23 protein-coding genes and 2 tRNA genes are annotated in these 26,535 nt (G+C 73.3%); 11 read left to right on the top strand and 14 right to left on the bottom strand.

From position 1 onward, the window contains the following. Positions 1 to 38 precede the first annotated feature (38 nt). The 4 genes from aroA to hisN all read left to right on the top strand — a co-directional run bounded on the left by aroA (position 39) and on the right by hisN (position 3,943). Entirely contained in the window at positions 39 to 1,370 is a 1,332-nt protein-coding gene (gene aroA / locus IE332_RS11290) for a 3-phosphoshikimate 1-carboxyvinyltransferase (RefSeq protein ID WP_189915650.1), read from the top strand. A gap of 15 nt (positions 1,371 to 1,385) precedes the next feature. After that, on the top strand, positions 1,386 to 2,438 hold the full coding sequence (rsgA, locus tag IE332_RS11285; RefSeq protein WP_189915649.1) for a ribosome small subunit-dependent GTPase A: 1,053 nt from the start codon (positions 1,386 to 1,388) through the stop codon (positions 2,436 to 2,438). Between the two features lie 122 nt (positions 2,439 to 2,560). Beyond that, positions 2,561 to 2,884, top strand: a complete 324-nt coding sequence (locus IE332_RS11280; protein ID WP_189915648.1) for a DMT family transporter — start codon at positions 2,561 to 2,563, stop codon at positions 2,882 to 2,884. A gap of 261 nt (positions 2,885 to 3,145) precedes the next feature. Next, on the top strand, positions 3,146 to 3,943 hold the full coding sequence (hisN, locus tag IE332_RS11275; protein WP_189915647.1) for a histidinol-phosphatase: 798 nt from the start codon (positions 3,146 to 3,148) through the stop codon (positions 3,941 to 3,943). Positions 3,944 to 4,273: 330 nt separating this feature from the next. Here hisN and IE332_RS11270 read toward each other — a convergent pair whose 3' ends face one another. Beyond that, positions 4,274 to 5,752, bottom strand: coding sequence for a catalase (locus IE332_RS11270; protein WP_189915646.1), 1,479 nt, complete (start codon positions 5,750 to 5,752; stop codon positions 4,274 to 4,276). 106 nt (positions 5,753 to 5,858) lie between these two features. Here IE332_RS11270 and IE332_RS11265 point away from each other — a divergent pair, with 106 nt between their 5' ends. After that, positions 5,859 to 6,272, top strand: a complete 414-nt coding sequence (locus IE332_RS11265; protein ID WP_189915645.1) for a Fur family transcriptional regulator — start codon at positions 5,859 to 5,861, stop codon at positions 6,270 to 6,272. Between the two features lie 19 nt (positions 6,273 to 6,291). Here the strand turns inward: IE332_RS11265 and IE332_RS11260 are convergent, their stop codons facing one another. From IE332_RS11260 to IE332_RS11245, 4 genes are all read right to left on the bottom strand, one after another. Further along, entirely contained in the window at positions 6,292 to 8,265 is a 1,974-nt protein-coding gene (locus IE332_RS11260) for a tetratricopeptide repeat protein (protein WP_229928515.1), read from the bottom strand. Between the two features lie 387 nt (positions 8,266 to 8,652). Next, positions 8,653 to 8,726: transfer RNA gene (locus IE332_RS11255), tRNA-Met, on the bottom strand. Positions 8,727 to 8,876: 150 nt separating this feature from the next. After that, positions 8,877 to 8,950: transfer RNA gene (locus IE332_RS11250), tRNA-Met, on the bottom strand. 64 nt (positions 8,951 to 9,014) lie between these two features. Continuing rightward, on the bottom strand, positions 9,015 to 12,014 hold the full coding sequence (locus IE332_RS11245; RefSeq protein WP_189915644.1) for a UPF0182 family membrane protein: 3,000 nt from the start codon (positions 12,012 to 12,014) through the stop codon (positions 9,015 to 9,017). 235 nt (positions 12,015 to 12,249) lie between these two features. Here IE332_RS11245 and IE332_RS11240 point away from each other — a divergent pair, with 235 nt between their 5' ends. Continuing rightward, entirely contained in the window at positions 12,250 to 12,822 is a 573-nt protein-coding gene (locus IE332_RS11240; RefSeq protein WP_189915643.1) for a PPA1309 family protein, read from the top strand. Between the two features lie 38 nt (positions 12,823 to 12,860). On the opposite strand, the gene IE332_RS11235 is transcribed toward IE332_RS11240, so the two are convergent. The 4 genes from IE332_RS11235 to IE332_RS11220 all read right to left on the bottom strand — a co-directional run bounded on the left by IE332_RS11235 (position 12,861) and on the right by IE332_RS11220 (position 16,193). Continuing rightward, a complete protein-coding gene (locus IE332_RS11235) occupies positions 12,861 to 13,973 on the bottom strand; it encodes a YlbL family protein (protein WP_189915642.1) in 1,113 nt (370 codons plus the stop codon). A 42-nt stretch (positions 13,974 to 14,015) separates the two neighbouring features. Continuing rightward, positions 14,016 to 14,207 (bottom strand): hypothetical protein, encoded by a 192-nt coding sequence (locus IE332_RS11230; RefSeq protein ID WP_189915641.1) that lies wholly within the window; start codon positions 14,205 to 14,207, stop codon positions 14,016 to 14,018. A 239-nt stretch (positions 14,208 to 14,446) separates the two neighbouring features. After that, entirely contained in the window at positions 14,447 to 14,887 is a 441-nt protein-coding gene (locus IE332_RS11225; RefSeq protein WP_229928514.1) for a molybdenum cofactor biosynthesis protein MoaE, read from the bottom strand. A gap of 157 nt (positions 14,888 to 15,044) precedes the next feature. Then, complete coding sequence (locus IE332_RS11220) at positions 15,045 to 16,193, bottom strand: NAD-dependent epimerase/dehydratase family protein (RefSeq protein ID WP_373313701.1); 1,149 nt, start codon at positions 16,191 to 16,193, stop codon at positions 15,045 to 15,047. 197 nt (positions 16,194 to 16,390) lie between these two features. Here IE332_RS11220 and IE332_RS11215 point away from each other — a divergent pair, with 197 nt between their 5' ends. Then, positions 16,391 to 17,923 carry a zinc-dependent metalloprotease gene (locus tag IE332_RS11215; protein WP_189915639.1) on the top strand — a complete coding sequence of 511 codons (1,533 nt, stop codon included), beginning with the start codon at positions 16,391 to 16,393 and terminating at the stop codon, positions 17,921 to 17,923. Beyond that, positions 17,920 to 18,507 (top strand): NUDIX hydrolase, encoded by a 588-nt coding sequence (locus tag IE332_RS11210; RefSeq protein ID WP_189915638.1) that lies wholly within the window; start codon positions 17,920 to 17,922, stop codon positions 18,505 to 18,507. Before IE332_RS11215 ends, IE332_RS11210 begins: the two co-directional genes overlap by 4 nt. 79 nt (positions 18,508 to 18,586) lie before the next feature. On the opposite strand, the gene IE332_RS11205 is transcribed toward IE332_RS11210, so the two are convergent. Then, on the bottom strand, positions 18,587 to 19,312 hold the full coding sequence (locus IE332_RS11205; RefSeq protein ID WP_189915637.1) for a M48 metallopeptidase family protein: 726 nt from the start codon (positions 19,310 to 19,312) through the stop codon (positions 18,587 to 18,589). A gap of 255 nt (positions 19,313 to 19,567) precedes the next feature. Between IE332_RS11205 and IE332_RS11200 the strand changes: the two genes are divergently transcribed. After that, a complete protein-coding gene (locus IE332_RS11200) occupies positions 19,568 to 20,656 on the top strand; it encodes a TOMM precursor leader peptide-binding protein (protein WP_189915636.1) in 1,089 nt (362 codons plus the stop codon). A gap of 143 nt (positions 20,657 to 20,799) precedes the next feature. On the opposite strand, the gene IE332_RS11195 is transcribed toward IE332_RS11200, so the two are convergent. Continuing rightward, on the bottom strand, positions 20,800 to 22,323 hold the full coding sequence (locus IE332_RS11195; RefSeq protein WP_189915635.1) for an MFS transporter: 1,524 nt from the start codon (positions 22,321 to 22,323) through the stop codon (positions 20,800 to 20,802). 153 nt (positions 22,324 to 22,476) lie between these two features. On the opposite strand from IE332_RS11195, the gene IE332_RS11190 reads away from it, so the two are divergent. Both IE332_RS11190 and IE332_RS11185 read left to right on the top strand, forming a co-directional pair. Continuing rightward, a complete protein-coding gene (locus IE332_RS11190; RefSeq protein ID WP_189915634.1) occupies positions 22,477 to 23,199 on the top strand; it encodes a TetR/AcrR family transcriptional regulator in 723 nt (240 codons plus the stop codon). Between the two features lie 251 nt (positions 23,200 to 23,450). Next, on the top strand, positions 23,451 to 24,911 hold the full coding sequence (locus IE332_RS11185) for an ABC1 kinase family protein (RefSeq protein ID WP_189915633.1): 1,461 nt from the start codon (positions 23,451 to 23,453) through the stop codon (positions 24,909 to 24,911). Between the two features lie 100 nt (positions 24,912 to 25,011). Here IE332_RS11185 and IE332_RS11180 read toward each other — a convergent pair whose 3' ends face one another. The 3 genes from IE332_RS11180 to IE332_RS11170 all read right to left on the bottom strand — a co-directional run bounded on the left by IE332_RS11180 (position 25,012) and on the right by IE332_RS11170 (position 26,404). Continuing rightward, a complete protein-coding gene (locus tag IE332_RS11180; RefSeq protein ID WP_189915632.1) occupies positions 25,012 to 25,410 on the bottom strand; it encodes a putative WhiB-interacting protein in 399 nt (132 codons plus the stop codon). Further along, entirely contained in the window at positions 25,407 to 25,775 is a 369-nt protein-coding gene (locus IE332_RS11175) for a WhiB family transcriptional regulator (protein WP_373313700.1), read from the bottom strand. The genes IE332_RS11180 and IE332_RS11175 overlap by 4 nt, the downstream gene beginning before the upstream one ends. A gap of 170 nt (positions 25,776 to 25,945) precedes the next feature. After that, entirely contained in the window at positions 25,946 to 26,404 is a 459-nt protein-coding gene (locus IE332_RS11170; RefSeq protein ID WP_189915630.1) for a hypothetical protein, read from the bottom strand. Positions 26,405 to 26,535: the final 131 nt, after the last annotated feature.

Raw genomic sequence — 26,535 nt, 5'->3', positions numbered from 1 at the left:
GATCCGGGCGGTTTCGGTACGGCCCTAGACTTGCCCACATGACCGAGACCCCGTGGCCCGCCCCCGTCGCCACCAGCCCCGTCGACGCCACCGTCACCATCCCCGGCTCCAAGTCGGTCACCAACCGGGCCCTGGTGCTGGCCGCGCTCGCCGAGAAGCCCGGCTGGGTGCGCCGCCCGCTGCGCAGCCGTGACTCCCAGCTGATGGCCGACGGCCTGCGCGCCCTCGGGGTCACCATCGAGGAGACGGTCAACAACGACGCGGGCGGCACCGGCGGCGGCGAGGCCTGGCGGGTCATCCCGGCCCCCGCGCTGCTCGGCCCGGCCTCCGTCGACGTCGGCAACGCCGGCACGGTCATGCGCTTCCTGCCCCCGCTCGCCGTCCTCGCCGACGGCCCGGTGCACTTCGACGGCGACCCGCGCTGCTACGAGCGCCCCCAGCACGGCGTGATCAACGCCCTGCGCGCGCTGGGTGCCCGGATCGAGGACGGCGGCCGCGGCGCCTTCCCGCTCACCGTCCACGGCACCGGCTCGCTGGACGGCGGCCCGGTCGAGCTGGACGCCTCCTCCTCGTCCCAGTTCGTCTCCGCGCTGCTGCTCTCGGGCGCCCGCTACAACCAGGGCATCGAGGTCCGGCACGTCGGCGGCCCGGTGCCGTCGCTGCCGCACATCCGGATGACCGTCGAGATGCTGCGTCTGGCCGGCGCCCAGGTCGACGCGCCCGAGGACGGCGGCGAGAAGGACGTCTGGCGGGTCACCCCCGGCGCCCTGATCGGCCGCGACCTGGTGGTCGAGCCCGACCTCTCCAACGCCGCGCCGTTCTTCGCCGCCGCGCTGGTCACCGGTGGCCGCGTCACCGTGCGGGACTGGCCGAAGCACACCACCCAGCCCGGCGACCAGCTGCGCGAGATCTACACCCGGATGGGCGGCGCCTGCGAGTTCACCGACGAGGGCCTGCAGTTCACCGGCACCGGCCGGATCCACGGCATCGAGGCGGACCTGCACGACGTCGGCGAGCTCACCCCGGTCATCGCCGCGGTGGCCGCGCTCGCCGACTCCGAGTCCCACCTGTACGGCATCGCCCACCTGCGCCTGCACGAGACGGACCGGCTCGCCGCGCTCGCCAAGGAGATCAACGACCTCGGCGGCGACGTCACCGAGACCGAGGACGGCCTGCGGATCCGCCCGCGCCCGCTGCGCGGAGGCGTCTTCCACACCTACGAGGACCACCGTCTGGCCACGGCCGCCGCGGTGCTCGGCCTCGCCGTGCCCGGTGTCGGGGTGGAGAACGTCGCCACCACCGCCAAGACCCTGCCCGACTTCCCCGGGATGTGGTCCGAGCTGCTCGGCGAAGCGGCGGCGGACCACTGAGCGGAGACTGAGCACATGCGCCGCTACGGCAAGGACGCCGACGAGGACGACATCCGCAACCGCCCGGCCCGCCGGGGCTCCCGGCCGCGGACCCGGATCCGGCCCAAGCACGAGGACGCCGCCGAGGCGATGGTGCTGACCGTCGACCGCGGTCGGCTCACCTGTCTGGTCGACCAGGGCACCAAGCAGGAGCGCCAGATCGTCGCCATGAAGGCCCGCGAGCTGGGCCGCAAGGGCGTCGTCGTCGGCGACATCGTCAACCTGGTCGGCGACCTCTCCGGGGACGCCGACACCCTCGCCCGGATCGTCCGGGTCGAGGAGCGCACCTCGGTGCTGCGGCGCACCGCGGACGACGACGACCCGTACGAGCGGATCGTCGTCGCCAACGCCGAGCAGCTGGCCATCGTCACCGCCCTGGCCGACCCGGAGCCGCGCCCGCGGCTGATCGACCGCTGCCTGGTGGCCGCCTACGACGCGGGCATGGAGCCGCTGCTGGTGCTCACCAAGGCGGACCTGGCGCCGGCCGAGCCGGTGCTGGACTCCTACGCCCCGCTCGGCATCCGGTACGTGGTGACCCGCCGCGACGAGCTGGAGACCGCCGGCGCCGAGGCCGTCCGCGAGCACCTGCGCGGGCGCTCCACGGTGTTCATCGGCCACTCCGGCGTCGGCAAGACCACCCTGGTCAACGCCCTCGTCCCGGACCGCCGGCGGCAGACCGGCCACGTCAACGCGGTGACCGGCCGCGGCCGGCACACCACGGTGTCCGCCCTCGCGCTGCGGCTGCCCCCGCCGCCCGGCGCCAAGCCGGGCTCCAAGAAGGCGCTGGACACCGGATGGGTGATCGACACCCCGGGCTTCCGCTCCTTCGGCCTCTCGCACATCGACCCGTCCCGGGTCATCCTCGCCTTCCCCGACCTGGAGCCCGGCACCGTCGACTGCCCGCGCGCGTGCAGCCACGACGAGCCGGACTGCGCGCTGGACGCCTGGGTCGCCGACGGCCACGCCGAGGCCGCCCGGCTCTACTCGCTGCGCCGTCTGCTGGCCAGCAAGGAGGGCGAGGCCGACTGAGCCCGGGGCTCCGTGCCCCGGGGTTGGTGGCCCGTCCGAGGTGTCGGACCGGGCCCACCTGGTGATCATAGGAAGGTCAGGCCGGGCACGGTCCGACCGTCGATCGACTGGGAGGGCACGCGATGGCATGGGCCCTGGTGGTCCTGGCCGGCCTGCTGGAGACCGGCTTCGCGATCAACCTCAAGCTCAGCGAGGGCTTCACCAAGCTCTGGCCCACCATCAGCTTCTGCGTGTTCGCCCTCGGCAGCTTCGGCCTGCTCACCCTCTCCCTCAAGACCCTGCCGGTCGGCCCCGCCTACGCCGTGTGGACGGGCATCGGCGCGGCCGGCACCGCCATCTACGGCATGGTCTTCCTGGACGAGACCAGCTCGGTGCTCAAGCTGGTCTCGATCTCCCTGGTGATCGCCGGCGTCATCGGCCTGCAGCTGAGCGGCACCGCGCACTAGGGCGTGTCTGACAATTCGCGTCGGATCAGCGCGCGGCGTTGGGGTGCGTGCATCGCAAGGCGGAGGAGGGAGTCCATGCGGAGCATCGGCGACCGACGACAACGCGGCGAGGTGCGTGCCCCGGCGTCGCGCGCCCGGCGGGAATTGTCAGACACGCCCTAGGACGGCGCCCCGGCTCCACGACCCGGACGGCTCCACGGCTCCGTCCCGCTCCGCGAGCCCGGCTGTGCCGATCGGGACGGGCTCGCTAGGGTCTTGGACATGGCCGACTACCACGACGACCTCCGACTCGCCCACGTCCTCGCCGACTCGGCCGACTCGGTCACCCTGGAACGCTTCCGCGCCCTCGACCTGAAGATCGAGACCAAGCCCGACCTCACCCCGGTGAGCGACGCCGACAAGGCCGCCGAGGAACTCGTCCGCAGCGTGCTGCAGCGCGCCCGCCCGCGCGACGCGGTGCTGGGCGAGGAGTTCGGCCTGCAGGGCTCCGGCCCGCGCCGCTGGGTGATCGACCCGATCGACGGCACCAAGAACTACATCCGCGGCGTCCCGGTCTGGGCGACCCTGATCGCCCTGCTGGAGGACGGCCCGGACGGCGTCGAACGCCCGGTGGTCGGCATCGTCTCCGCGCCCGCGCTGCAGCGCCGCTGGTGGGCGGCCAAGGGCCTGGGCGCCTTCGCCGGCCGCAGCCTGGCCAAGGCCTCCCGGATCCACGTCTCCGGCGTCTCCCGGATCGAGGACGCGTCCTTCTCCTACTCCTCGCTCACCGGCTGGGAGGAGCGCGGCCGCCTCGACCCGTTCCTGGACCTCACCCGCGCCTGCTGGCGCACCCGCGCGTACGGCGACTTCTGGTCCTACATGATGGTCGCCGAGGGCGCCGTCGACATCGCCGCCGAGCCCGAGCTGTCGCTCTGGGACATGGCGGCCAACGCCGTCATCGTCGAGGAGGCCGGCGGCCGCTTCACCGGCCTGGACGGCGTCCCCGGCCCCGGCGGCGCCGACGCCGTCGCCTCCAACGGCCTGCTGCATGACGAAGCCCTCCGCCGCCTGAGCGTCTGAGCCACCCGGGCCGGAGCGCCCCGGAAGCGAGCGGGCGAGCCCCCGCCCCGAGCCAGCACCTCGCGAGCGGGCGAGCCCCCGCCCCGAGCCAGCACCTCGCGAGCGGGCGAGCCCCCGCCCCGAGCCGAAGGGGCGCGCCGGTGCCGAAAGGGAGAAGCGAGGAGGCCCTGAGGAACGAGGGGTCTTGGAGCGCCGACCGTCGGCACCGGATCCGAGCGCCCCGGAGGCGAGCGGGCGAGTAACAGCGCGGGCCCCGAGTGCCGGTTCTCCATCGGCACTCGGGGCCCGCGTTTCGTCGGGGCCCCTCACCGGGCCCCGCTCCGGGGTGCGTCAGCGCTGCTTGCGCAGTTCCCGGACCGCCGCGTCCAGCCGCTGCCCGTAGTCGGCGTCGGCCTTGCGGAAGTTGTCGATCGCCCGCTCCACGATGTCCTCGCGGTCGGCGGAGACCTTGGCGATGAAGCCGGCCAGGTTGGCGATCAGCCGCTGCTTCTCGTCCTCCGAGAACAGCCGGTACAGGGTGCCGGCCTGCACGAAGTCGTCGTCCTCGGCGTGCGAGGGCGCCACGTGGGTGCCGGTGCTCCCGTCGACGGCGGTGGCGGCCCACAGCGGGCGGCCGGTCTGCACGGGGCCGCCGAAGCTGTTCGGCTCGTAGTTCTTCTGCCGCCCGTGGCGACCGTCGTACAGGTGGCCGTCGCGGCCGTTGGTGCGGGCCTCGGTGGCGTGCGGGCGGTTCACCGGCAGGTGGTCGGCGTTGATGCCGACCCGGTAGCGGTGGGCGTCGGCGTAGGCGAACAGCCGGCCCTGGAGCATCTTGTCCGGGGACGGGCCGATGCCGGGCACGAAGTGCGACGGGGAGAAGACCGACTGCTCGACCTCGGCGAAGACGTTGTCGGGGTTGCGGTTGAGCTCCAGCCGGCCGATCTCGACCGGCGGGTAGTCGGCGTGCGGCCAGACCTTGGTGAGGTCGAAGGGGTTGAAGCGGTAGTTCGCCGCGTCGGCCGCCGGCATGATCTGGACCTGCACCGTCCAGCTGGGGTACTCGCCGCGCTCGATCGACTCGCGCAGGTCGCGCTGGTGGCTGTCCGGGTCCTCGCCGGCGAGGGCGTTGGCCTCGGCCTGGGTGAGGTTGCGGATGCCCTGGTCGGTCTTGAAGTGGTACTTGACCCAGAAGTGCTCGCCGGCCTCGTTCTGCCACTGGAAGGTGTGCGAGCCGTAGCCGTTGAGGTGCCGGTACGAGGCGGGGATGCCGCGGTCGCCGAACAGCCAGGTGACCTGGTGGGTGGCCTCGGGGGACAGGCCCCAGAAGTCCCAGACGTTGTCGGCCTCCTGCGAGCCGGTGTACGGGTCGCGCTTCTGGGTGTGGATGAAGTCGGGGAACTTGATGGCGTCCTTGATGAAGAACACCGGGGTGTTGTTGCCGACGAGGTCGTAGTTGCCCTCCTCGGTGTAGAACTTCAGCGCGAAGCCGCGCGGGTCGCGCACCGCGTCGGCCGCGCCGAGGTTGCCCGCGACGGTGGAGAAGCGCAGGAAGACCTCGGTCTCCTTGCCGATCTCGGAGAGGAAGGCCGCCCGGGTCCAGGGCGTCACGTCGGCGGTGACCGTGAAGGTGCCGTAGGCCCCGGCGCCGCGGGCGTGCACCACGCGCTCCGGGATCCGCTCGCGGTTGAAGTGCGCGAGCTTCTCGAACAGCAGCTGGTCCTGGATCAGGGCGGGGCCGCCGATGCCCGCGGTCTCGGTGTTCTGGTTGTCGGCGACGGGGGCACCCGCCTCCGTGGTCAGGGTCGGGCGCAGCTCGTCCTGCGTGGTCATAACGGGTGCCTCCACGGATGTCCGGTCGTGATGACACGATCCTAACTTGGACTTTGTCTAAGTCAACACTGGAATCAATCCCGGACTCTGACTTAATCTGGTGGACATGAACGACCTGCTGGAGAGACTGCGCGGGCGCGGCTGGCGGCTCACCTCGCAGCGCCGCGTCGTGGCCGAGGTCCTCGACGGCGAGCACGTCCACCTCACCGCCGACCAGGTGCACGCCCGGGCGGTGGCCCGGCTGCCCGAGATCAGCCGGGCCACCGTCTACAACACGCTGGGCGAGCTGGTCGCCCTCGGCGAGGTCCTGGAGGTCGCCACCGACGGCCGCGCCCGGCGGTACGACCCCAACGCGCACCGCGCCCACCAGCACCTGGTCTGCTCCGGCTGCGGGGCGATCCGCGACGTCCACCCGCAGGGCGACCCGCTCGCCGCGCTGCCCGCCGCCGAGCGGTTCGGCTTCGCCGTCACCACCGCCGAGGTCACCTACCGCGGCCTGTGCCCCGACTGCCGCGCGTAGGGCACTCCCCGGCGAGCCGCTACGCGCTCAGCTCGGCGTGCAGCGCGCCCAGCAGCCGCCCGGCGCGCTCGGCGACCTCGGCCGGCCCGTAGTCGATCGCCCGCCGGCACCAGTTCTCCGCCTGCACCGGCTCGCCCCGGCGCAGCGCGAGCAGCGCCAGGCGCAGCGCGGCCCGTCCGTGCCCGGCGTCGGCGGCCCGGGTGTACCAGAGCATCGCCTCGGCCTCGCTGTCCTGCCGGGCCAGCAGCAGGCCCAGGTTGAACGCGGCGCTTCGGCTGCCCGCCCCGGCGGCCCGCCGGTACCAGCTCTCGGCGATCTCCAGCGCCCCCCGCTCGGCCGCCCGGACACCCATCCGCACCTGGGCCCGCCGGTGCCCGGCGTCGGCCGCCAGCGCGTACCAGTGCTCGGCCTCGGCGTCCGCGTCACCGCGCCGGTCCAGCAGCGAGGCGAGCCGGAAGGCCCCCTCGGCGGAGCCGCCCGCGGCCGACTGCCGGTAGCGCTCCAGCGCCCCGGCCAGGTTGCCGCGCTGCTCCTGGGCGACCGCGAGCTGCAGCGCGGCCTCGCCGTGGCCCTCGGCGGCGGCCCGCGCGTACCACTCCTGGGCCTGGCGCTGCTCGCCGCGCCCGGCGTGCAGCACGCCGAGGTTGAAGGCGCCGTCGACGCTGCCGGCCTCGGCGGCCTTGGAGAACCACGGCTCGGCGCCGGACTCGTCGCCGCGCTGCAGCAGCACCACGGCCAGCGCGTTGCAGGCCTCCCGGTGCCCGGCGTACGCGGCCCGGCGGTACCACTGCTCGGCCTGCTGCTCGCGGCCGGTGCCGGCGCAGAGCAGGCCGAGGTTGAAGGCGCCGTTCTGGTCGCCCGCGTCCAGGGCGACGCGGTACCAGCGCTCGGCCTCCTTGGCCTCGCCGCGGCTCGCGTGCAGGGCGCCGAGCGCGTTGGCGGCGTTGCCGTCGCCGGCCTCGGCGGCCTCCTGCCACCATTCGGCGGCGGCCGCGATCTCGCCGGAGTCACGCAGCAGGAAGCCGAGCGCGCAGGCCGCGCGCGGCTCGCCGTTCTGCGCGGCCTGGCGGTACCAGCGGGCGGCCTCGTCCAGCAGCGACTGCTCGGTACGGGCGCGCTCCTCCAGCAGGACGCCCAGGCGCAGCGCGGCGCGGGCGTGGCTGCGGGCGGCAGCGGTGCGGTACCAGGCCTCGGCGGTCTCCTTGTCCCCGGCGGCCTCGCGCATCCGGGCCAGCCGGTAGGCGGCCTCCCGGTGCCCGGCGTCGGCGGAGACCTTGAACCAGCGTTCGGCCCGTACGTCCCGGCGGTGCTCCATCAGATCGCCGAGCGCGTAGGCGCCGAGCGGGTGTCCGTGGTCGGCGGCGAAGTGCAGCCAGTACTCGGCGGCCTCCTCCTCGCCCTGGTCGCGCAGCTGCAGCCCGAGCGCGTGCGCGGCCGGGGCGCTGCCCGCGACGGCGGCCTGGCGCCACCACTGGCCGGCCTCGGCCCGGTGGCCCTGCTGGTGCAGCAGCACGCCGAGGTTGTTGGCGGCGGCGCGCAGCCCGGCGGCCGCGGCGGCGCGCAGGTACGGTTCGGCGTCCTCCAGGTCGCCGCGGCGCAGCAGCAGGGTGCCCAGCCGGCCGGCGGCGTCCGCGTCGCCGCCGTCGGCGGCCTGCCGGTGCCGGGCTTCGAGGGCGGCGGACTCGCGGGCGGCCAGCGCGGTCTCGAAGCTGGTCGGGTCGAGGGCGGCCGGGTCGAGCGCGGCGGCGGGGCCCGGCTCCCCGTCGGGCCGGTCCCCGTACGGGCCGACGGCGGCGGCGAACTGACGGGCGGACACGTGGACCAGGCTGTCCGGGCCGCTGCCCGGGGCGGGGCGCTCGGAGAGTCCGCTGGTGCGCTGGGCGGGCAGGGCTCCGGGGCGGCCCTCGGGGGTCTCGGCACTCTCCGCCCAGGCGTCGGTGTCAGCCTCGGCTGCCGCCGCGGACTTGGCGCCTGACTTGCCGATCAGCCTCATGCCGACTCCCGCTCCCCCAGAGTGTCGCGGCATCGTGCCCCGGCGTGCGGCCGGGGGGACTCCCAGGAGAGGTGCCGGACCCGACGGCCGATCAGCAGCCGTACACCGTCCCCCATGTGTCCCATCGTCGCATCACCTGCTACCCGCGTACACCTGCCCCGGCCGAATTCGAGCGGGGCCGACCCGAAGCCGACGAAATTGCTTCGGCGCTTTGTCGATTTCCCGACACATCCACCCCACAAACCCCGCTGTCGTCCTCCTTGGCGACGGTCGATAGTACCGGAGCGGTTCCCACCGCTTCGGTACGGAACCGCCCGCTTCGGTACGGAAGCGTCCGCGGAAACACCAGAGGCCCGGAGGAAGGATCCTCCGGGCCTCTGGCCTTTGTAGCGGGGACAGGATTTGAACCTGCGACCTCTGGGTTATGAGCCCAGCGAGCTACCGAGCTGCTCCACCCCGCGTCGGTAACTAAACAGTAGCACGAATGCGGGGTGGACCCGAAACCACCGAACGGCGGACGCCCGGAGGGAGCCGGAGGAGGCCGGAAGACGCCCGGAGCCGCGGAAACACCAGAGGCCCGGAGGAAGGATCCTCCGGGCCTCTGGCCTTTGTAGCGGGGACAGGATTTGAACCTGCGACCTCTGGGTTATGAGCCCAGCGAGCTACCGAGCTGCTCCACCCCGCGTCGGTGACTGAACAGTAGCACGAACGCGGGGTGGAACGGAAAACGGTTGCCGCAGCTCAGCGGGCTACGGCTGCGGAGCGGGCGATCCGGTGCCGGTGGCGCCCGGGCTCGGGGTGCCGGCCGGGGCGGGCGCCGGGCTGCCGCCGCGGGCCGCCTCGGCCGCCTTCAGCGCGTCGCCGAGCGCCTTCTGGGCGTTGCCGTAGGCCACCCAGTCGCCGTTCTTGAACGCGGTCTGGCTGTCGTTGTAGGCCTTCCCCGCGTCCGTGAGCGCCTTCTGCAGCTCCGGCGAGATCGTCCCGCCCGGCGCCGGAGTGGCCGGCGAGGTGGGCGCGGGCGTGACCGGCGAGGTCGGCGAGGTCGGCGTGGTCGGGGCCGTCGGGGCGGTGCCGCTGCCCGGGTTGGACGGCGCCACCGGCGTGGCCGGCGGGGCCTGCCCGGCGAACAGCTTCTTCAGCGCGGCCTCCAGGGTGTCCTCGAACGCCACGTTGTCGTCCCCGTACACCGCCAGGACCTTCTGCAGCGTCGGGTACTTGGCGCCGCGTCCGCGCACGTACACCGGCTCGACGTTGAGCAGGCCGCCGCCGACCGGCAGGGTCAGCAGGTTGCCGTACTCCAGCTCGGTGTCGCCGCCGCTCTTCAGCGCGAAGATCTGGTTGGCCACCTCCTGGCGGGAGTTGAACTTCGACTGCACCAGGCCGGGGCCGGGGGCGCCGGACTCGCCGGTCATCTTCAGCAGGCGGATCTTCCCGTAGTCGTCGCCCGGGTCCGCGTTGACGGCCAGGAACGCCGCCAGGTTGGGACGGCCGTTGGGCACGAAGGTGCTGGTGAGCGAGAAGCTCGCGCCGGCGGCGTCGGGCATCCGGACCGTCACGTAGTACGGCGGCTGGACCTGCTTGGTGTCGCTGGTCGGGTCCACCGGGACCTGCCAGATGTCACTGCCGTTGAAGAAGGAGTTGGAGTCGGTCACGTGGTACTGGCCGAGCAGGTCGCGCTGCACCTTGAACATGTCCTGCGGGTAGCGCAGGTGCGGCAGCAGCGACTGCGGGATGTCCGCCTTCGGCTCGACGGTGCCGGGGAAGGCCTTCATCCAGGTCTTCAGCACCGGGTCCTTCTCGTCCCACTGGTAGAGCTTCACCTCGCCGGTGTAGGCGTCCACCGTGGCCTTGACCGAGTTGCGGATGTAGTTGACCTGGTTGGCGACGGTCAGCAGCTCACCGCGCTGGTTGGTCAGCGAGTCCTTGGTGGCGGTGCCCAGGGTGGTCTTCGAGGAGAACGGGAAGCCGTCCGAGGTGGTGTAGCCGTCCACCACCCACACCACGTGGCCGTTCTGCACGACCGGGTACGGGTCGGCGTCGATCGACAGCCACGGCGCGACCTTCTCCACCCGCTCCTTGGGCGTCCGGTTGTAGATCACCTTGGCGCCGTCGGTGATCGCCCCCGCGTAGAGGATCTGCGGCTCGGCGAAGCGCACCGCGTACGCGGCCCGGGTGATCGGGTTGTCCAGCGAGACACCGCCGTCACCGGTGTACGTGTACTCCACGTTCTGACCGGTCTTGGTGTCGGTGTAGTCGATCTCCTTGTTCGAGCCGCCGACGATCGAGTACGTCGTCGTCTTCTCGCCGTAGTAGACCCGCTGCTGGTAGTCGCCGAGCCCGCCGGTGGCCGGCAGGCCGGACTCAGTGAACACCGGCCCGCCCTTGTCGTCGACCTGGTTGCCCTTGGCGACGGCCGCGCCGTAGCCGTGGGTGTACTTGAAGTGGTCGTTGATCCAGTTGCGCTGCACGCCGTTGAGGTCCAGCTCGCGCAGGCCGATCACGGTGTCCTGCTTGGTCGCGCCACTGCCGTAGCGGTCCACGTCCAGCGTGCTGGGGAAGGCGTAGTAGTTGCGCTGCTGCTCCAGCGACTGGAACGTCTGCGACACGATGTTCGGGTCCAGCAGCCGGACGTCAGCGATGGTCTGCGCGTCGGGCTTGAGCGCGTCGGCGGTGGTCGACCCCTGCGGGCTGTACGGCGTGGTCTGCGCGTCGGCGATCCCGTACGCCTGCCGCGTCGCGTCGATGTTCTTCTGGATGTACGGCGTCTCCTTGGCCTGCTCGTTCGGCTTGACCTGGAACTGCTGCACGATGGCCGGGTACAGGCCGCCGATCAGCACCGCCGAGAGCACCATCAGGCCCAGCCCGATCAGGGCCGGCGCCCAGGTGCGGCGGATCGGGGTCAGGAAGAACAGCACCGCGCAGATGATCGCGACGAAGAACAGGATGGTCTTGGCCGGCAGGAACGCGTTGGCGTCCACGTAGCGCAGGCCCGTCCAGCCCGAGACGCCCTTGTACGAACCGGTCTTGACCGCCAGCGCGTACCGGTCCAGCCAGTAGGCGACGGCCTTCAGCAGCACGAAGACGCCCAGCAGCACCGCCAGGTGCCCCTGCGCCCCCGCGCTCGCCCGCCGGCCCGGCCCCTGCAGCCGCAGGCCCCCGTACAGGTAGTGCACCAGCGCCGAGGTCAGCAGCGAGACGATCACCGCGCTGAACGCGAAGCCGAGCACGAACTCGTAGAACGGCAGGTCGAAGGCGTAGAAGGAGACGTCCATGCCGAACTGGGCGTCCTTCTCCCCGAAGGACGTCGAGTTGGTCCACATCAGCCAGGTCCGCCACTGGCCGGACGCCGCGGCGCCCGCCACCAGCCCGATCACCAGCGAGACGCCGATCAGCGCCCAGCGCTTGAACGGCGCCAGGCCCGCGCGGTAGCGGTCCAGGCTCTGCTGCTCCACCGACATCGCGGACAGCGGCGGCCGCAGCCGGTGCGCCAGCCAGATGTTGAAGCCGACGATCGCCGCCATCAGCAGGCCGAACACCGCGAACAGCCCGATCTTCGTCCACAGCTGGGTGGTGAACACCGAGGAGTAGTGGACCGACCTGAACCACAGCCAGTCCGTCCAGAAGCCCGCGAACATGACGAACAGCAGGAACAGCACCGCGAGTACGCCCAGGGTCAGCAGGGCCACCCGCGCCCGCCGCGAGGGCGGACCCACCCTTCGCCGGAAACCCGGCCCTGAGCGTTCCGGCATCTGGAATACCACGGTGGCACCTCAGCTGTGTCGTCTGGATATCGGTCGGTCGTCAGAGCAACTTAACCAGGCTTTGGCCGAGTTCCCACCGTTAGCAGACGGTTACGACGCAGCCCCTCCCCCGGCCGTCTCCCCCGGGCCGTACCCCAGCCGTACCCCGGTGCGGCCCGCGCCACCCCCCCTCCGGCCGGGCCGCCCGGCGAGCGCGCCCCGCCCGGCGTGTGAGGATTGAGGCATGTCCGACGCGCCTGATCTGAACAACTCCCCCGACGACGTCTCCAAACTCCCGGCCGCCTCCCCGCTCACCCGGGCCGCGCTGGAGATCGACGAGTACGCCGCCACCCTCGGCTGGGACCTCCCGGCCCGGCTGTTCGCCCTGGTGGACAGCGCCGCCCTGCGCAAGGCCGACCCGCGGATCGCCAAGCAGCTCGGCCTCGCCGACAGCGACGAGCCCGGCCTCACCCCGGTCGAGCAGGACGAGCTGCCGGCCGGCATGGAGCTCGACAAGTTCCTCGGCACCATCGCCTGGCCCGCCGCGGTGGCCGGCTGCGCGCTGGTCGTCGAGCGTCTGATGCTGCCCCCGGGCGCCGAGCAGTCCCGTCCGCGCGGTGCCAGCGACGCCCAGCTCGCCGAGTGGGTGGCCAACCACCCCAAGCGCGAGGAGGTGCGGATCACCGCCGCCGTGCTGCGCGACGGCCGGAAGGAGATCGCCCTGCGGCTGCGCTCCAAGGACGTCGCCCGCGAGGTGCTGACCGGCCCGGACCTGGTGCCCGGCCTGACCGAAGCGCTGCTGGCGACCTTCTCGTAACGCCTCTCGGGGGCCTCCGCGCGCCCTTGCGCCGAGGGCTACTTGGCGCAGGAGGGCAGCGCGGAGGCCTGCCCGGAGCGGATCTGCTCCAGCGACTTCAGCGCGCCGTCCAGGGTGTCCGTCTTGACCAGGGTCAGCCCGGACGGGATGTTCTTGGTGGCCTCGGCGCAGTTCGAGGACGGGGTGAGGAAGTACTCGGCCCCGGCGTCCCGGGCGGCGATCAGCTTCATCGATATGCCGCCGATCGGGCCGACCTTGCCGTCGTCGTCGATGGTGCCGGTGCCCGCGACGAACCGGCCGCCGGTCAGGTCGCCGCCCGGGGTCAGCTTGTCGATGATGCCGAGCGAGAACATCAGGCCGGCGCTCGGGCCGCCGACGTCCTGCAGGCCGATGTCGATCTGGAACGGGTAGGTGTGCCGGATCCCGGTGCCGATGCCGACCACCGCGAGCTCGGCCCGCTCGGCCGGGGCCTTCGGGTCGAGGTCCTTGGCCCGGACGGTCGGGACGGCCACGTCCGTCCTGGTGCCCGGCGTCGCGGCGACGTTTCCGGCCGCGTCCTTGACCCGCGGCACGACGGTGAAGACCACCGACTCGCCCGGCTTGTGCTTGACGACCGCCGCGACCACCTGGTCCACCGAGGCGACCGGGGCGCCGTCCACGGCGACGATCTGGTCGCCCGCGTGCAGCTTGCCCTCGGCCGGGGCTCCGGCGGTGACCGACTTGACGATCAGATCGCTGCCGACCGGGACGCCGAGCTGCTTCAGGGCCGCGGTGCGGGCGCTGTCCTCGGAGGAGGCGAACTCCTCGGCGTTCTGCTTCTTGGCCTCGGCGTCCGACTGCCCCTTCGGGTAGACGTTGTCGTGCGGCACCACCAGCACGTCGTCGCGCAGCCAGCCGACCACCGCGTTGACCAGGCTGGGCTCGTACTTGGCCCCGGTGACCTGGACGGTCGTCATGTTGAGGTGCCCGGTGGTCGGGTAGGACTCGTGCCCCGAGACGCTGATCACCGGCTTGCCGCCCTGGTTGCCGAGCGTGTTGTACGTCGGCCCCGGGCTCATCTCCGTGTACGGCACCTTCATCAGCACCGAGACGCAGAGCAGCGCTATGAGCAGCAGGGTGGCAGCGAGCATCGTCGCGGAGCGGCGTGGCATGCCTCGACAGTACGGGACGCGGGTGACGGGGCGCCCGGCGGGCTACCGGCCGGAAGGCTCGCCCGGGCCCGCGGCCCCGGCGGTGGTGCGTTCCATCGCGGCCATGAAGCGCCGGTGTTCGGCGAGTGAGGCCGGGTCCCCGGTGGCCCGCGGGGCCCGTTGGGCCCACCCCGCCCAGAGGGCCGCGGCCAGGACGGCGACAACCGGAATGATCAGCCAGGCGAGCGCACCCATGTCAGTACTCCCAGCTCGTCGTGTCTATGAGCAGATTAACCACCCCGGCGGACAACGCGGACGGCGCCGTCCGGGTTACGGGACGGCCGATCGGCTCACTTCCAGGGAGTATTCGGGGCGTCGCCGCGAACCCGTTCGAGTGAGGCACCGGCGAGCCTGCCCCGACGGACGCGCGGGATGTGCGGACGGTTCCGCGGTGCGCGGGACGTGCGGACGGTTCCGCGGTGCGCGGGCCGGTCTCAGCAGCCGCCGGCGCCGACCCACTCCTCCTCGCCGTCGGCGAAGACCTGGTGCTTCCAGATCGGCACCTCGTGCTTGAGGTCGTCGATCAGCCGGCGGGCGGCCGCGAAGGCCTCGCCGCGGTGGGCGCAGGAGACCGCGACGATCACGGCCTTGTCGGTGATCTCCAGCCGGCCGACCCGGTGGACCGCGGCGAGCGCCCGGACCGGGAAGTCGGCGACCACCTTCTCGGCGATCCGCCGCATCTCCTGCTCGGCGGTGGGGTGGCAGCTGTACTCCAGCGCGGACACCGACTTGCCGCCGTCGTGGTCACGGACCGTCCCGACGAAGACGGTGGTGCCGCCGGCCGCGTCGTCGCCGACCGCCTCGTACACCTCGTCCAGCGAGAGCGGGGTGTCGCGGATGGCGAGCAGACGGATGGGGTCGTGGTTCTCGGACATGACCCCATGATTCCTCATCGGGGACGGTCGGAGGCAAGTGTCTTCCGCATCACGATGTGGAAATTTCGCATCGTGAGAAAAGGCGCCCGATCGGCCGATCGATCGACGCCGTGCTCCGCCGACCCGGGGCAGGACCGGAACCCTCCCCCGGCCCGGGTCAGAACCGGCGCCGCTTGCGGGCCCGGCGCACCAGCGCCGCCGTACCGACCAGCGCCACCGTCGCCCCGGCCGCCCCCAGGCTGGTCGCGGCCTCCTTGCCGCCCAGCCGGCGCCCGGCCACCGCGTGCTTGCCGGACACCTGGGCCAGCAACTCGGCCAGCACCTGCTCGTTGGTGTGCGCCGGACGCCAGCCCGCCTCGTGCAGCCGGCTGCCGGACACCACCCACGGGTACATCGTGTACGCCAGGTCCCCGGCCGGTGCCGGGGTCAGGCCCAGCCGGTGCAGCCGGGCCGCGGTACCGAGCGCCAGCGCGGCCGGCAGCTCCATCCGCCGGATCCCCGACAGCCGCTCCACGTCCTCCTGCTCCAGCCAGCCGTCGCAGCCGACCGTCACCTCGCCCTCGACCAGGCCCAGCGCCGCGTACTCCAGCGCCGCCGCCAGGTCGTCCACGTGGCAGAACTGCCAGCACGGGCGGGAGCCGGCCACCACCAGCAGCCGGGGCGCCTCGAAGTGCCGGGTCAGCACGGTGTCCACACCGGGGCCCACCACCACGGCCGGGCGCAGCACCGTCACCTGCAGCCCGGGGTGGGCGCGTGGCGCGCGGCGGGCCAGCCGCTCGATCTCCAGCAGGTCCCCGACCAGCGAGGCCTCCTCGGTCGCCCGCAGCTCGGAGTCCTCGGCCAGCGGCACCTCGTTGTCGGCCAGCGCGCCGTAGACCATGGCGGAGGTGCACAGCACGACCCGGTGCACCCCGGCGGCCGCGGCCGCGGTCAGCACCGTCTGGGCGCCGCGCACGTTGTAGGCGCTGCGGGCCCGCGGATCGGACTCCATGCCGAAGTCCATCGCGAGGTGCACCACCACGTCGACCCCGGCCAGCCGCTCGGCCACCGCCGGGTCGCGCACGTCGAGCACCCGCCACTGCACGCCGGGGACCTCGCCGCGGCGGTCGTCCACCGCCAGGACCTTCTTCACGTGCGGGGAGGCGACCAGTCGCGCCGCGACCCGCTCCCCCAGCACTCCCGCGGCGCCGGTCACCGCCACGGTCAGCGGCCGTCCGCCGTAGGCTGGAGGCGGCGACGCCGTGGTGTCCGACGCCTCCTCTCCTCCGGTCAGCCCAGAGCGAACGTCCGAGGGCGGGGAACTCACCGGCCATCCTCCACGGTTAGCTTATGTGCGTACGGACGTGTGTCACGTACGTCCATCCTGCCCGAGGCGAAGGCCCGGCGGTGCACCCGGCGCGGGCCAGCCGCGCGGGAGCCGCCCCCGAGTCCCCGACTCCGCCACCGCCCCGGGCGCTGATTTCCCCGCCACACCGCATGACGGCCGACCGGATCGAGGACCCCGTGAGCGACCTTCCCTTCGGATTCGGCGTTCCGCCCGAGGAGCCCGAGGACGGCAAGGCCAAGCCCGACGACGCGCAGAAGAAGAAGGACCAGGAGCAGTCCGGCTCCGGCCCGCAGCCGTTCGGCTTCGGCGGGGGCAACCCCTTCGGCGCGATGTTCGGCCTGCCCGGCGCCCCGGGCGGCGCCGGCGGCGACAACCCCTTCGCCGCGATGTTCGGCGGCATGAACCCGGGCGACCTCGGCGCCGCCTTCCAGCAGCTCGGGCAGATGCTCTCGTTCGAGGGCGGCCCGGTGAACTGGGACCTCGCCCAGAACATCGCCCGCCAGACCGTGGTCGCCGAGCCCGCCGAGGGCAAGAGCAAGGACCGCTCGGTCAGCGCCTCCGAGCGCTCCGCCGTCGCCGAGGCCGTCCGCCTGGCCGACCTGTGGCTCGACGGCGCCACCGAGTTCCCCTCCGGCGCCGGCACCGCCGTCGCCTGGAGCCGGGCCGAGTGGATCGAGGCCACCCTCCCGGTCTGGAAGGACCTGGTCGACCCGGTCGCCGAGCGGGTCGGCAACGCCATGGGCGGCGTGCTGCCCGAGGAGATGCAGGCCATGGCCGGCCCGCTGATGGGCATGATGCGCTCCATGGGCGGCGCCATGTTCGGCACCCAGATCGGCCAGGCGCTCGGCGCCCTCGCCGCCGAGGTGGTCGGCTCCGCCGACGTCGGCCTGCCGCTCGCCCCGGCCGGCAAGGCCGCGCTGCTGCCGCAGAACGTCGCCGAGTTCGGCGAGGGCCTGAGCGTGCCCGCCGACGAGGTCCGCCTCTACCTCGCCCTGCGCGAGGCCGCCCACCAGCGGCTCTTCGCCCATGTGCCGTGGCTGCGCGCCCACCTGCTGGGCGCCGTGGAGGCCTACGCCCGCGGCATCAAGGTCGACACCTCCCGGATGGAGGAGCTGGTCGGCCAGCTCGACCCGAGCAACCCCGAGGCCCTGCAGGAGGCACTGGCCGGCGGCCTGCTCCAGCCCGAGGACACCCCCGAGCAGAAGGCCGCGCTCGCCCGCCTGGAGACGGCGCTCGCGCTGGTCGAGGGCTGGGTGGACGCCGTCGTGCACGCCGCCGCCGAGCCGCACCTGCCGCAGGCCGGGGCGCTGCGCGAGACCGTCCGCCGCCGCCGCGCGGCCGGCGGGCCCGCCGAGCAGACCTTCGCCACCCTGGTCGGCCTGGAGCTGCGCCCGCGCCGCCTGCGCGACGCCTCCCGGCTCTGGGCGCTGCTCGCCGACGCCCGCGGCGTCGAGGGCCGCGACGCGCTCTGGGAGCACCCGGACATGCTGCCCACCGCCGCCGACCTGGACGACCCGGACGCCTTCGTGCACCGGGGCGCCGCGGGCGACCTGGAGGGCGGGTTCGACTTCGACGCGCTCGACAAGCTGCTCGGCGAGGCCGCGGCCGGCAAGCCCGACCTCACCAAGGGTCCCGACCGCACCGAGGGCGGCGACCGGCCGGAGCACGACGGCACCGACACCGACGGGAAGGGCGAGCCCACCGCATGACCGACACCGGGACGTCCGCGTCCACCCTGCACGCGGACGCCGTCCGCACCCTGTCCGGGTGGCGGCCGGCCGACGAGGACCAGGAGCTGCTGCGGCTCGACTACCTGGACCACCTGACCGCGCAGCCCGAGGGCCTCTACCGCTCCTGCCTGCCCGCGCACATCACCGCGAGCGCGGCGGTCGTCGACCCGGCGGCCGGGCGGGTACTGCTCACCCTGCACCCCAAGGTCGGCATGTGGCTGCAGATGGGCGGGCACTGCGAACCGGAGGACCGCGACCTCGCCTCGGCCGCGCTGCGCGAGGCCGTCGAGGAGTCCGGCATCCCCGACCTGGTCCTGCTGACGGAGGACGGCGCCCCGGTGCCGGTCAAGCTGGACCGCCACCAGGTCCGCTGCACCGGCAAGGACCGGCCGGAGAACACCCACCTGGACGTCCAGTACATCGCGCTGGCCCCGGCCGGCGCCCAGGCGCTGATCAGCGAGGAGTCGCTGGACCTGCGCTGGTTCGACTACGACCGGCTGCCGGAGCTCACCGACCACTCGGTGCGCGACCTGGTGGCCCGGGCCCGGCGGCTGACCGGCTGAGGTGTGACGTCGAAAGGGGGCGCGGGCCGCATCGGCCCGCGCCCCCTTCGCGTCGTCCTCCGGTCGGTCCCGCCGGTCCTCAGCCGCAGGAGGCGCCCGGGTCCGGCCCGGGGTCGGCGTGCCGGGCGCCCGGGATGTGCGGCAGCCGGGCCGCCGAGACCACGCCCTCCAGGTAGCCCCGGGCCCGCTCGGTGCGGGGGTAGGCCTCCAGCAGCGCCCAGAACGCCGGCCCGTGGTCCGGCACCAGCAGGTGCGCCAGCTCGTGCAGCAGCACGTAGTCCAGCACGTACTCGGGCATGCCCTGGAGGCGGTGGGAGAGGCGGATCGTGCCCTCGCTCGGGGTGCAGGAGCCCCAGCGGGAGTTCTGGTTGGTGACCCAGCGGACCTGGCTGGGGTGGGCGCGGTCGTCCAGGTAGGCGGCCGACAGCTCGCGGGCCCGGGCCATCAGGGCCTCGTCCCCGGGGATCCGCCGGGACTCCTGGGCGGCGAGCTTCTCCAGCATCTGCGCGACCCAGCGCTGCTCCTCGGCGTGCGACATCCGGGCCGGGATCAGCACGACGGTGCGGTCGCCCTCGCGGTAGGCGGAGACCGTACGGCTGCGGCGGGCGCTGCGCCGCACCTCGACCCGGCCGCGGTCGTGCGGTTCCGGGGAGACCGCCCCGACGGGCGGGTGCTGCGGCGGCTGCTGCTCGGCGTACCGCTGGTCCGGACGCCCGCGCGTGTTCGGCGCCGCGATCTGTGACCCGGACGCGGCACGGGCACGCCGACGCGACGCCGGTGGATGGGAGTCCCGCTCGGCTGCCATGGCACACGACGTTACCCGGTGGCACGGACAGAAGTCCGCTGCCATGGCCGGAATCTTTCATGGAGTGATCGCGAACGAAAAGTCGACGGCGGGTGTCCGGAATCCGACGCCGGGGAGGATCCCCAGTTATCCACAGGGTGTGCGAACCGATGTTCTGATCATGTGTACGGGCCTGTGGACAACTTTCGGCACACCGTCCGGGCGATGGGGCATGCTGCGGTCAGCCGTCCGGAAACGATCGGAAGGGAGATCGCCGTGCGCCTCGCTCTGAAGCCCGCCCTGTCCCGCAGCTGGCGGGACTCCGAGACCCTGCAGTTCGGCACCGTCACGAGCCACGCCGGGGTGCTCGGCAACGCCGACCCGGCCCTGTGCGAGTTCCTCGGGCTGCTCGACGGAACGCGCGACCGGCCCGCGCTCGTCGAGGCCGGTGAGCGGATCGGGCTCGGCCGCGAGCCGGCCGACACCCTGCTGACCGAGCTCGCGGAGACCGGCCTGCTGGACGACGCGGAGGCCGCCGACCGGGCGCTGGCCCGCTTCCCCCAGCCGCACCGGGAGCTGCTCGGGCCCGACCTCGCCTCGCTCTCCCTGGTCCACTCCGGCCCGGGCGCCGCACCGGCTGTGCTGGCCCGCCGGGCCGACGCCCGGATCGAGGTGCGCGGCGCGGGCCGGGTCGGCGCCGCCGTGGCCGCCGTCCTGGCCGCCGGGGGCACCGGCACGGTCACCGTCACGGACGGCGGCCGGGTGGCACCGGGCGACTGCTCGCCTGCGGGCCTGCCGCCCGGGGACGTCGGGCGGCTGCGCGCGACGGCCGCCCGGGAGGCGGTGCACCGGGCCGCGGGCCGTCCCCCGGGGCCCGCCCCGCGCCGCCGGCCGGGCGACCCACCGCCGGACTTCGTCGTCCTCGCGCCCCGGGACGGCAGCGCCGCCTTCGCCGGCGGGACGTACGAGGCCCGGCTGCTGCTCCGGGCCGGGGTGCCGCACCTGTACGTGGGCGTGGTCGAGGAGTTCGGCGTCGTCGGGCCGCTGGTGGTCCCGGGGAGGTCCGCCTGCGGGCACTGCCTGGTGCTGCGGCGGGAGGACGAGGACGCGGCCTGGCCGCGGGTGCTGGCCCAGCTGGCCCACGAGGGCCCGGGGCGGGCCCCGACGCCGGCCTGCGACACCGCCCTGGCGACGGCGGTCGCCGGGCTGGCCGCGTTGCACGTCCAGCTGCACCTGGACGGCGGCCGCCCGCCGAGCGTGGACGGCTGGTGCGAGGTGTCGGCGAGCGACGGGATGGCCCGGCGGCTGCGGCTGCGGGGGCATCCGGACTGCGGGTGCCTGTGGCAGCCGGCCCCGCCGGGGTGAGCCGCCCGGCCGCGGTGGGGCCGCGCTACCGAGGTGGGGCCGCGCCGCCGGGGTGGGCCTCGCCGCCGGGGAACGCCGAAGGCCGGCGCCCCCACGGGCACCGGCCTTCCAGGTCGTCCTCACCGCCGGCCTCACCGCCGGCCTCACCCGGCGGCCACCGCCTGCTCGGCCGGCTCCTCGGCCCGCGCTACCTTGCGGTCCCGCATCACCAGGGTGGCCAGCAGGGCCGCCGCCAGCACACCGATCGCGCTGACCGTGAACGTCGTGGTCATCGCCCCGGTGAACGCCTCCCGGGCGGTGCGGACCAACCCGGCGTCCCCGCCGGCGATCGCCAGCGCCCCGGCGATGGAGTGCTTGGCCTGCTCCGGCGTCCCGGCCGGCATCCCGCCCGCGAAGCCGCTCGACAGCAGCGAGCCCAGGATCGCGATGCCGAGCGCGGTGCCCGCCTGCTGGATGGTGTCGTTCAGCGCCGAGCCGACGCCCGCCTGCTCCGGCGGGATCGTCCCCATCAGCGCGCCCACCGCGGCCGGCATCGCCAGGCCCGCGCCGAGGCCGAGCAGCCCGAGCGCGACCGCCGGGACGGTGAAGCCGGTGTCGGCCGAGACGGTGGTCAGCAGCGCGAACGAGGAGGCCATGACGAGCATCCCGGCGAGGATCAGCAGCCGGTTGCCGAGCGTCGCCGCCAGCTTGGCGCCGACCCCGTTGCCGAGCAGCGCCGCGACGGCCAGCGGCAGGAACGCCAGGCCCGCCTTGACCGGCGAGTACCCGAGCACGAACTGCAGGTACTGGGTGAGCACCAGCAGCAGCCCGCCGTTGCCGATCTGCACCAGGGTCAGCGAGAGCGACCCCCCGCTGAAGTTGCGGGCCTTGAAGAGCGCCAGCGGCACCATCGGCGCGGCTGTCACGTTCTCCCAGACCACGAACCCGACGATCGAGGCCACCGCGACGACCAGGGTGACCAGCGAGCGGCCGGCGAAGGCGCCGTGCTGCGGGATCTCGATGATCCACCAGACCAGGGCGGTCATGCCGACGGCCGACAGCACCGCGCCGAGCGGGTCGGGCTTCTGCCACGGGCCCTTGGACTCCGGCATCAGCAGCAGGCCCGCCAGCACCGCCAGCGCCACCACCGGGACGTTGATGAAGAAGATCGAGTGCCAGGAGAAGTGGTCGATCAGCACACCGCCGAGCACCGGGCTGCCGACCAGCCCCAGCATCGCCACCGAGCTCCAGGCGGCCATCGCCTTGTTGCGCTCGTCCTCGTCGAAGACGGTGATGAGGATCGACAGCGTCGAGGGCATGATCAGTGCCCCGCCGACCCCCATCGCGACCCGGGCGGCGATGACCTCGCCGGGGTTGGTGCAGAAGCTCGCCGCGAACGACGCCGCCCCGAAGAGCAGCAGGCCGATGATCATGATCTTCCGGCGCCCGAAGCGGTCACCGAGGCTGCCGGAGGTCAGCAGCAGGCCGGCGAAGACCAGGACGTAGGAGTCGAGGATCCACTGGGTGTCCTGGGCGGTCGCGCCGAGGTCGGCGGTCATCGCGGGCACCGCCACGGTCAGGGCCATGCTGTCGACCACCAGCACCAGCGAGCTCAGGCAGAGCACGATCAGGATCCACCAGCGGTGCGGGTTCCGGACCCCGGACCCGGTCACATCGTCGACTGACATCAGTCACCCCTCCCATCGGCGCACACCGTTCCTTTGGTGCGCACTGCGTTCCGTCGATGCGAACACTGTACGCACATCGGAACGGTGTGCGCAACCATTGACTCCTGTACGCTCGATGCGAACGGTGTACGCACCACAGAGGAGGAGTCGCCCATGGCCACCCGAAGCACCCCGGTCCCGTCCGTCTGGGCCCGTCAGCAGCGCGAGCCCGACCAGCCCGCGCTCAGCCGGGACGGAATCGTCCGCCAGGCGGTCGTGATGCTGGACGCCGAGGGCGTCGAGGCCCTGAGCATGCGCAAGCTCGCCGCCCGGCTGAACGCGGGCGCCACCTCGCTCTACCGGCACGTGGCCACCAAGGACGAGCTGATGGAGCTCGCCGTGGACGAGGTCTTCGGCGAGATGGCCCTGCCGCCCGCCGACAGCCCCGACTGGCGCGCCGCCGCCACCGAGGCCGCCGAGGCGTTCCGGGCGACGGCCCTGCGCCACCCCTGGCTCTCCTCCGTACTGGGCCAGGCCGGCCTCGCCTACCTCGGCCCCAACCTGGCGTCCTACGGCGAGCGGCTGACCGCCTTCTTCGACGCCGTCGGATTCCCCGATCCGATCCGGGCGATCGACACGCTCATCTCCTACGTCGTCGGGGTGAGCACCACCGAGGCGGCCTGGCTCACCACCGTCGCGCGCTCCGGCGAGACCGAGGCCGAGTTCATCGCCCGCCTGATGCCCGCCGCCCAGCAGGCCAGCGCCGACTACGCCCACCTCGCCGACGCCTACGCGGCCGCCGCCGCGATCCCCGATCCGGTCGAGGTACGCGACGCCAAGTTCACCTACGGCCTGGAGGTCGTCCTGGACGGCCTCGCCCTGCGCCTGCCCCGCTGATCCCGGCCGACCGGACCTGGGGCGCGTCTCGCGGATCCATGCCGGGTCCACGGCGTTGGGGCACGCACCTCGCCGCGGCCTGATCCGACAAGATCCACAAGACACGCCCAAGCCGCCCAAGTCCTCGCAAAAGGGACCCCGCTCCCCGCCCCGCCTCGCGGAATTCCGGCGGGCCCGGGGCGGGGAACGGGCACAATGGCCTAGTGATGGTCGGCCGTCCGGTGTCGGGGGGCCATGAATTGGAGGCCCGGGTGAGCGATCTTCCGCGCAAGGCAGTGACCCGCACGGCACGGCTCGCCGCCCTGCCGCTGGGGATAGCCGGTCGCGCCACGCTCGGCCTCGGCAGGCGCATCGGCGGCCGCTCCGCCGAGGTGGTCACGGCCGAGCTCCAACAGGCCACCGCCGACCAGCTGTTCAAGGTGCTCGGCGAGCTCAAGGGCGGGGCGATGAAGTTCGGGCAGGTGCTGTCCGTCTTCGAGGCCGCGCTGCCCGAGGAGGTCGCCGGTCCGTACCGGGCGGCGCTCACCAAGCTGCAGGACGCCGCGCCCCCGATGCCCGCCGCCAAGGTGCACACCGCGCTCGCCCAGCGGCTCGGGAACGACTGGCGCGAGCTGTTCCTGGAGTTCGACGACCGGCCCGCGGCCGCGGCCTCGATCGGCCAGGTGCACCGGGCGGTCTGGCACGACGGCCGGCAGGTCGCGGTCAAGGTGCAGTACCCGGGCGCGGGCGACGCGCTGCTCGCGGACCTCTCACAGCTGAGCCGGGTGGCCTGGCTGCTGGGCCCGCTGATCCCCGGGCTGGACATCAAGCCGCTGATCACCGAGCTGCGCGAGCGCGTCTCGGAGGAGCTGGACTACGAACTGGAGGCGCAGGCCCAGCGCCGGCACGCCGAGGAGTTCGCGGGCGACCCGGACATCCTGGTGCCGGTCGTGGTGGCCCAGGCCGACCAGGTGCTGGTCACCGAGTGGATGGGCGGCACCCCGCTGGCCGAGGTGATCGCGCGCGGCACCCAGGAGGAGCGCGACCGCGCCGGGCAGCTGCTGGCCCGGTTCCTGTTCGCCGGCCCGTCCCGGACCGGTCTGCTGCACGCCGACCCGCACCCGGGCAACTTCCGGCTGCTGAAGGACGACGGCCCGGTGTCCGGCTGGCGCCTGGGCGTGCTGGACTTCGGCACGGTGGACCGGCTGCCCGGCGGGCTGCCCGCGCCGATCGGGGCCTCGCTGCGGATGGCGCTGGCCGGGGACGCGGCGGGCGTGCTGAAGATGCTGCGCGAGGAGGGCTTCGTGAAGCCCGCGATCCAGCTGGACCCGGACGCGGTGCTGGACTACCTGCTGCCGATCATCGAGCCGGCCGCGGTGGAGAACTTCCACTTCACCCGGGCCTGGATGCGCGCCCAGGCGGCCCGGATCGCCGATCCGCGCTCGCCCGCCTACAACCTGGGCAAGCAGCTGAACCTGCCGCCCGCGTACCTGCTGATCCACCGGGTGACGCTGAGCACCATCGGCGTGCTCTGCCAGCTGGGCGCCCAGGCGCCGTTCCGCGCGGAGATGCTGGAGTGGCTCCCCGAGTTCTCCGACCGGCCGCAGCGGCCCCGCGGCGCCCGGAAGGCCCCGCAGGCCCGGAAGACCGAGGAGGCCCGACAGCCGCAGCAGGCCGGGCAGCCGCCGCGGCAGCCGAGGGCCCGCAAGGGCACCGGCGGCGCCGAGAGCTGACGGACCTCCCGCGCCAACGGCCGCAGGCCGCTCCCCGATGACGGGGGGCGGCCTGCGGCACGACGGGGGTGAAGCGGGAGGGCCCGGAGGCCCGCGGGCGTTACATCAACGCCACGGCGAGGGCCTTGCGGGCCCGCATCGAGGCCCGCTCGGCCCGCTGCTTGAGCCTGCGGGCCCGGACGACCCGGCTGACGAGCCGTTGGTTCTCGGCCTCGTGGAGCCTGTCTTGCATATGGGCCCGGGCCAGGGATTCATGGATGAGTTGCATTTCGAGGATCCTGTTCTGGGTCTGACGTTCGGTGGCCTGCGTTGCGCGGGCGGTGGGATCGGCGGCGGCGGGGATCATGTCGTGGTCCTGCTCGTGGTGCGTGCTCGGGAACGGGGTACGGGCTGCGGCGTCGGCCTTGGCGGCGGCGATCCGCACGGAACGGCGGAGGGCGCTGTCCAGCGGGGGCTGCTCTCCCCGGCGGACGACCCTGGCCTGCTCGGCGGGGTTCACGCCATGACCTCGGTCTTGCGCGGGCGGCCACGCGGCCGCTTGCGGGCCACGACGACACCCTGGACGAACAGCTCGCCGCCCCAGACGCCCCACGGCTCACGCCGCTCCAGCGCGCCGGTCAGGCAGGAGTCCTTCACCGGGCAGGTGCCACAGAGGGACTTCGCGTACTCGACGTCGGCGGGCGTCTCGGCGAAGAAGACCTCGGGGTCGAAGGCGCGGCACGGGATGGGGAGACCGAGAGCCTCGGCCTGCTCGATGGAGCTGATCTGCATGGAAGGAACCTCCGGGGGGTCGGCCTGGTCGGCCTTGGTGATCTGGCTTGTCGGCGGTACGGACGGGGTGGGCGGTGTGATGACCGTGGACACTGTGGGCGTCTTCCTCGTCTTCTCAGTGGTTCCGGCCCAGTGGACTGGTGGTGCTGGGCCGGAGGCCCCGGAGGGCCTGGGTTGGTCTTGCGTACCGGACAAAACAGAAGGGCCGCAGATCCCGGTGGTGACGGGTTCCGCGGCCCTGGAGGGTCCGACCTGAGGTTGGCTCAGGTTCGTTCTCTCCAGGGTTCAGGCCCGCGGAAGGCCCGCATCCGGATGGCCTCGGCGCCGGCGAAGGCGGCCATGGCCTGGTTGATCAGCTGCTCGTTCTGCTTCTGGGGGTTTCCGGCACCGATGACCCGCGCATAGCCGCCATGAATGGCAGCGGCTACGGCCGCCTTCGGTGCCTGGGTCGGTCGCTCGTCGCGCGGGGAGCGCGGCGTGCCGAACGACGCCCAGTCGCCGGACAGACCGGTCTCGACAACGGTGGCTTCGACGCTTCCGCTGCCCGTGAGGCACAGATCAGTGTGTCCAAGACCACTGACAACGGGGGCGACGGAGACACCGGTGGTGTCGAGACCCAGACCGGTTCCACCGAGCTCGGCGAGCGCCCGCAGACGGGCGGCACGCAGGGAGGCAGCGACAACGGTCTGGCCAGTCATTTTGGTGATCATGATGTTTCCCACTGTCTTCGCCTCCTCTCGGCGTCTCGCGGAGCCAGGTTTCCCCGGCCCCGAATGTTCGGATGTCTGTCTCGGTGAAGCTGTTGGGCGCAGGGGATTCGGCACAGGTGTGACCCCGTGCGATCGCGTCCCCT

Origin of the sequence: Kitasatospora xanthocidica (genome assembly GCF_014656195.1) — a bacterium.
Lineage (GTDB): Bacteria > Actinomycetota > Actinomycetes > Streptomycetales > Streptomycetaceae > Kitasatospora > Kitasatospora xanthocidica.
This window is presented reverse-complemented; position numbering and strand designations above follow the sequence as displayed.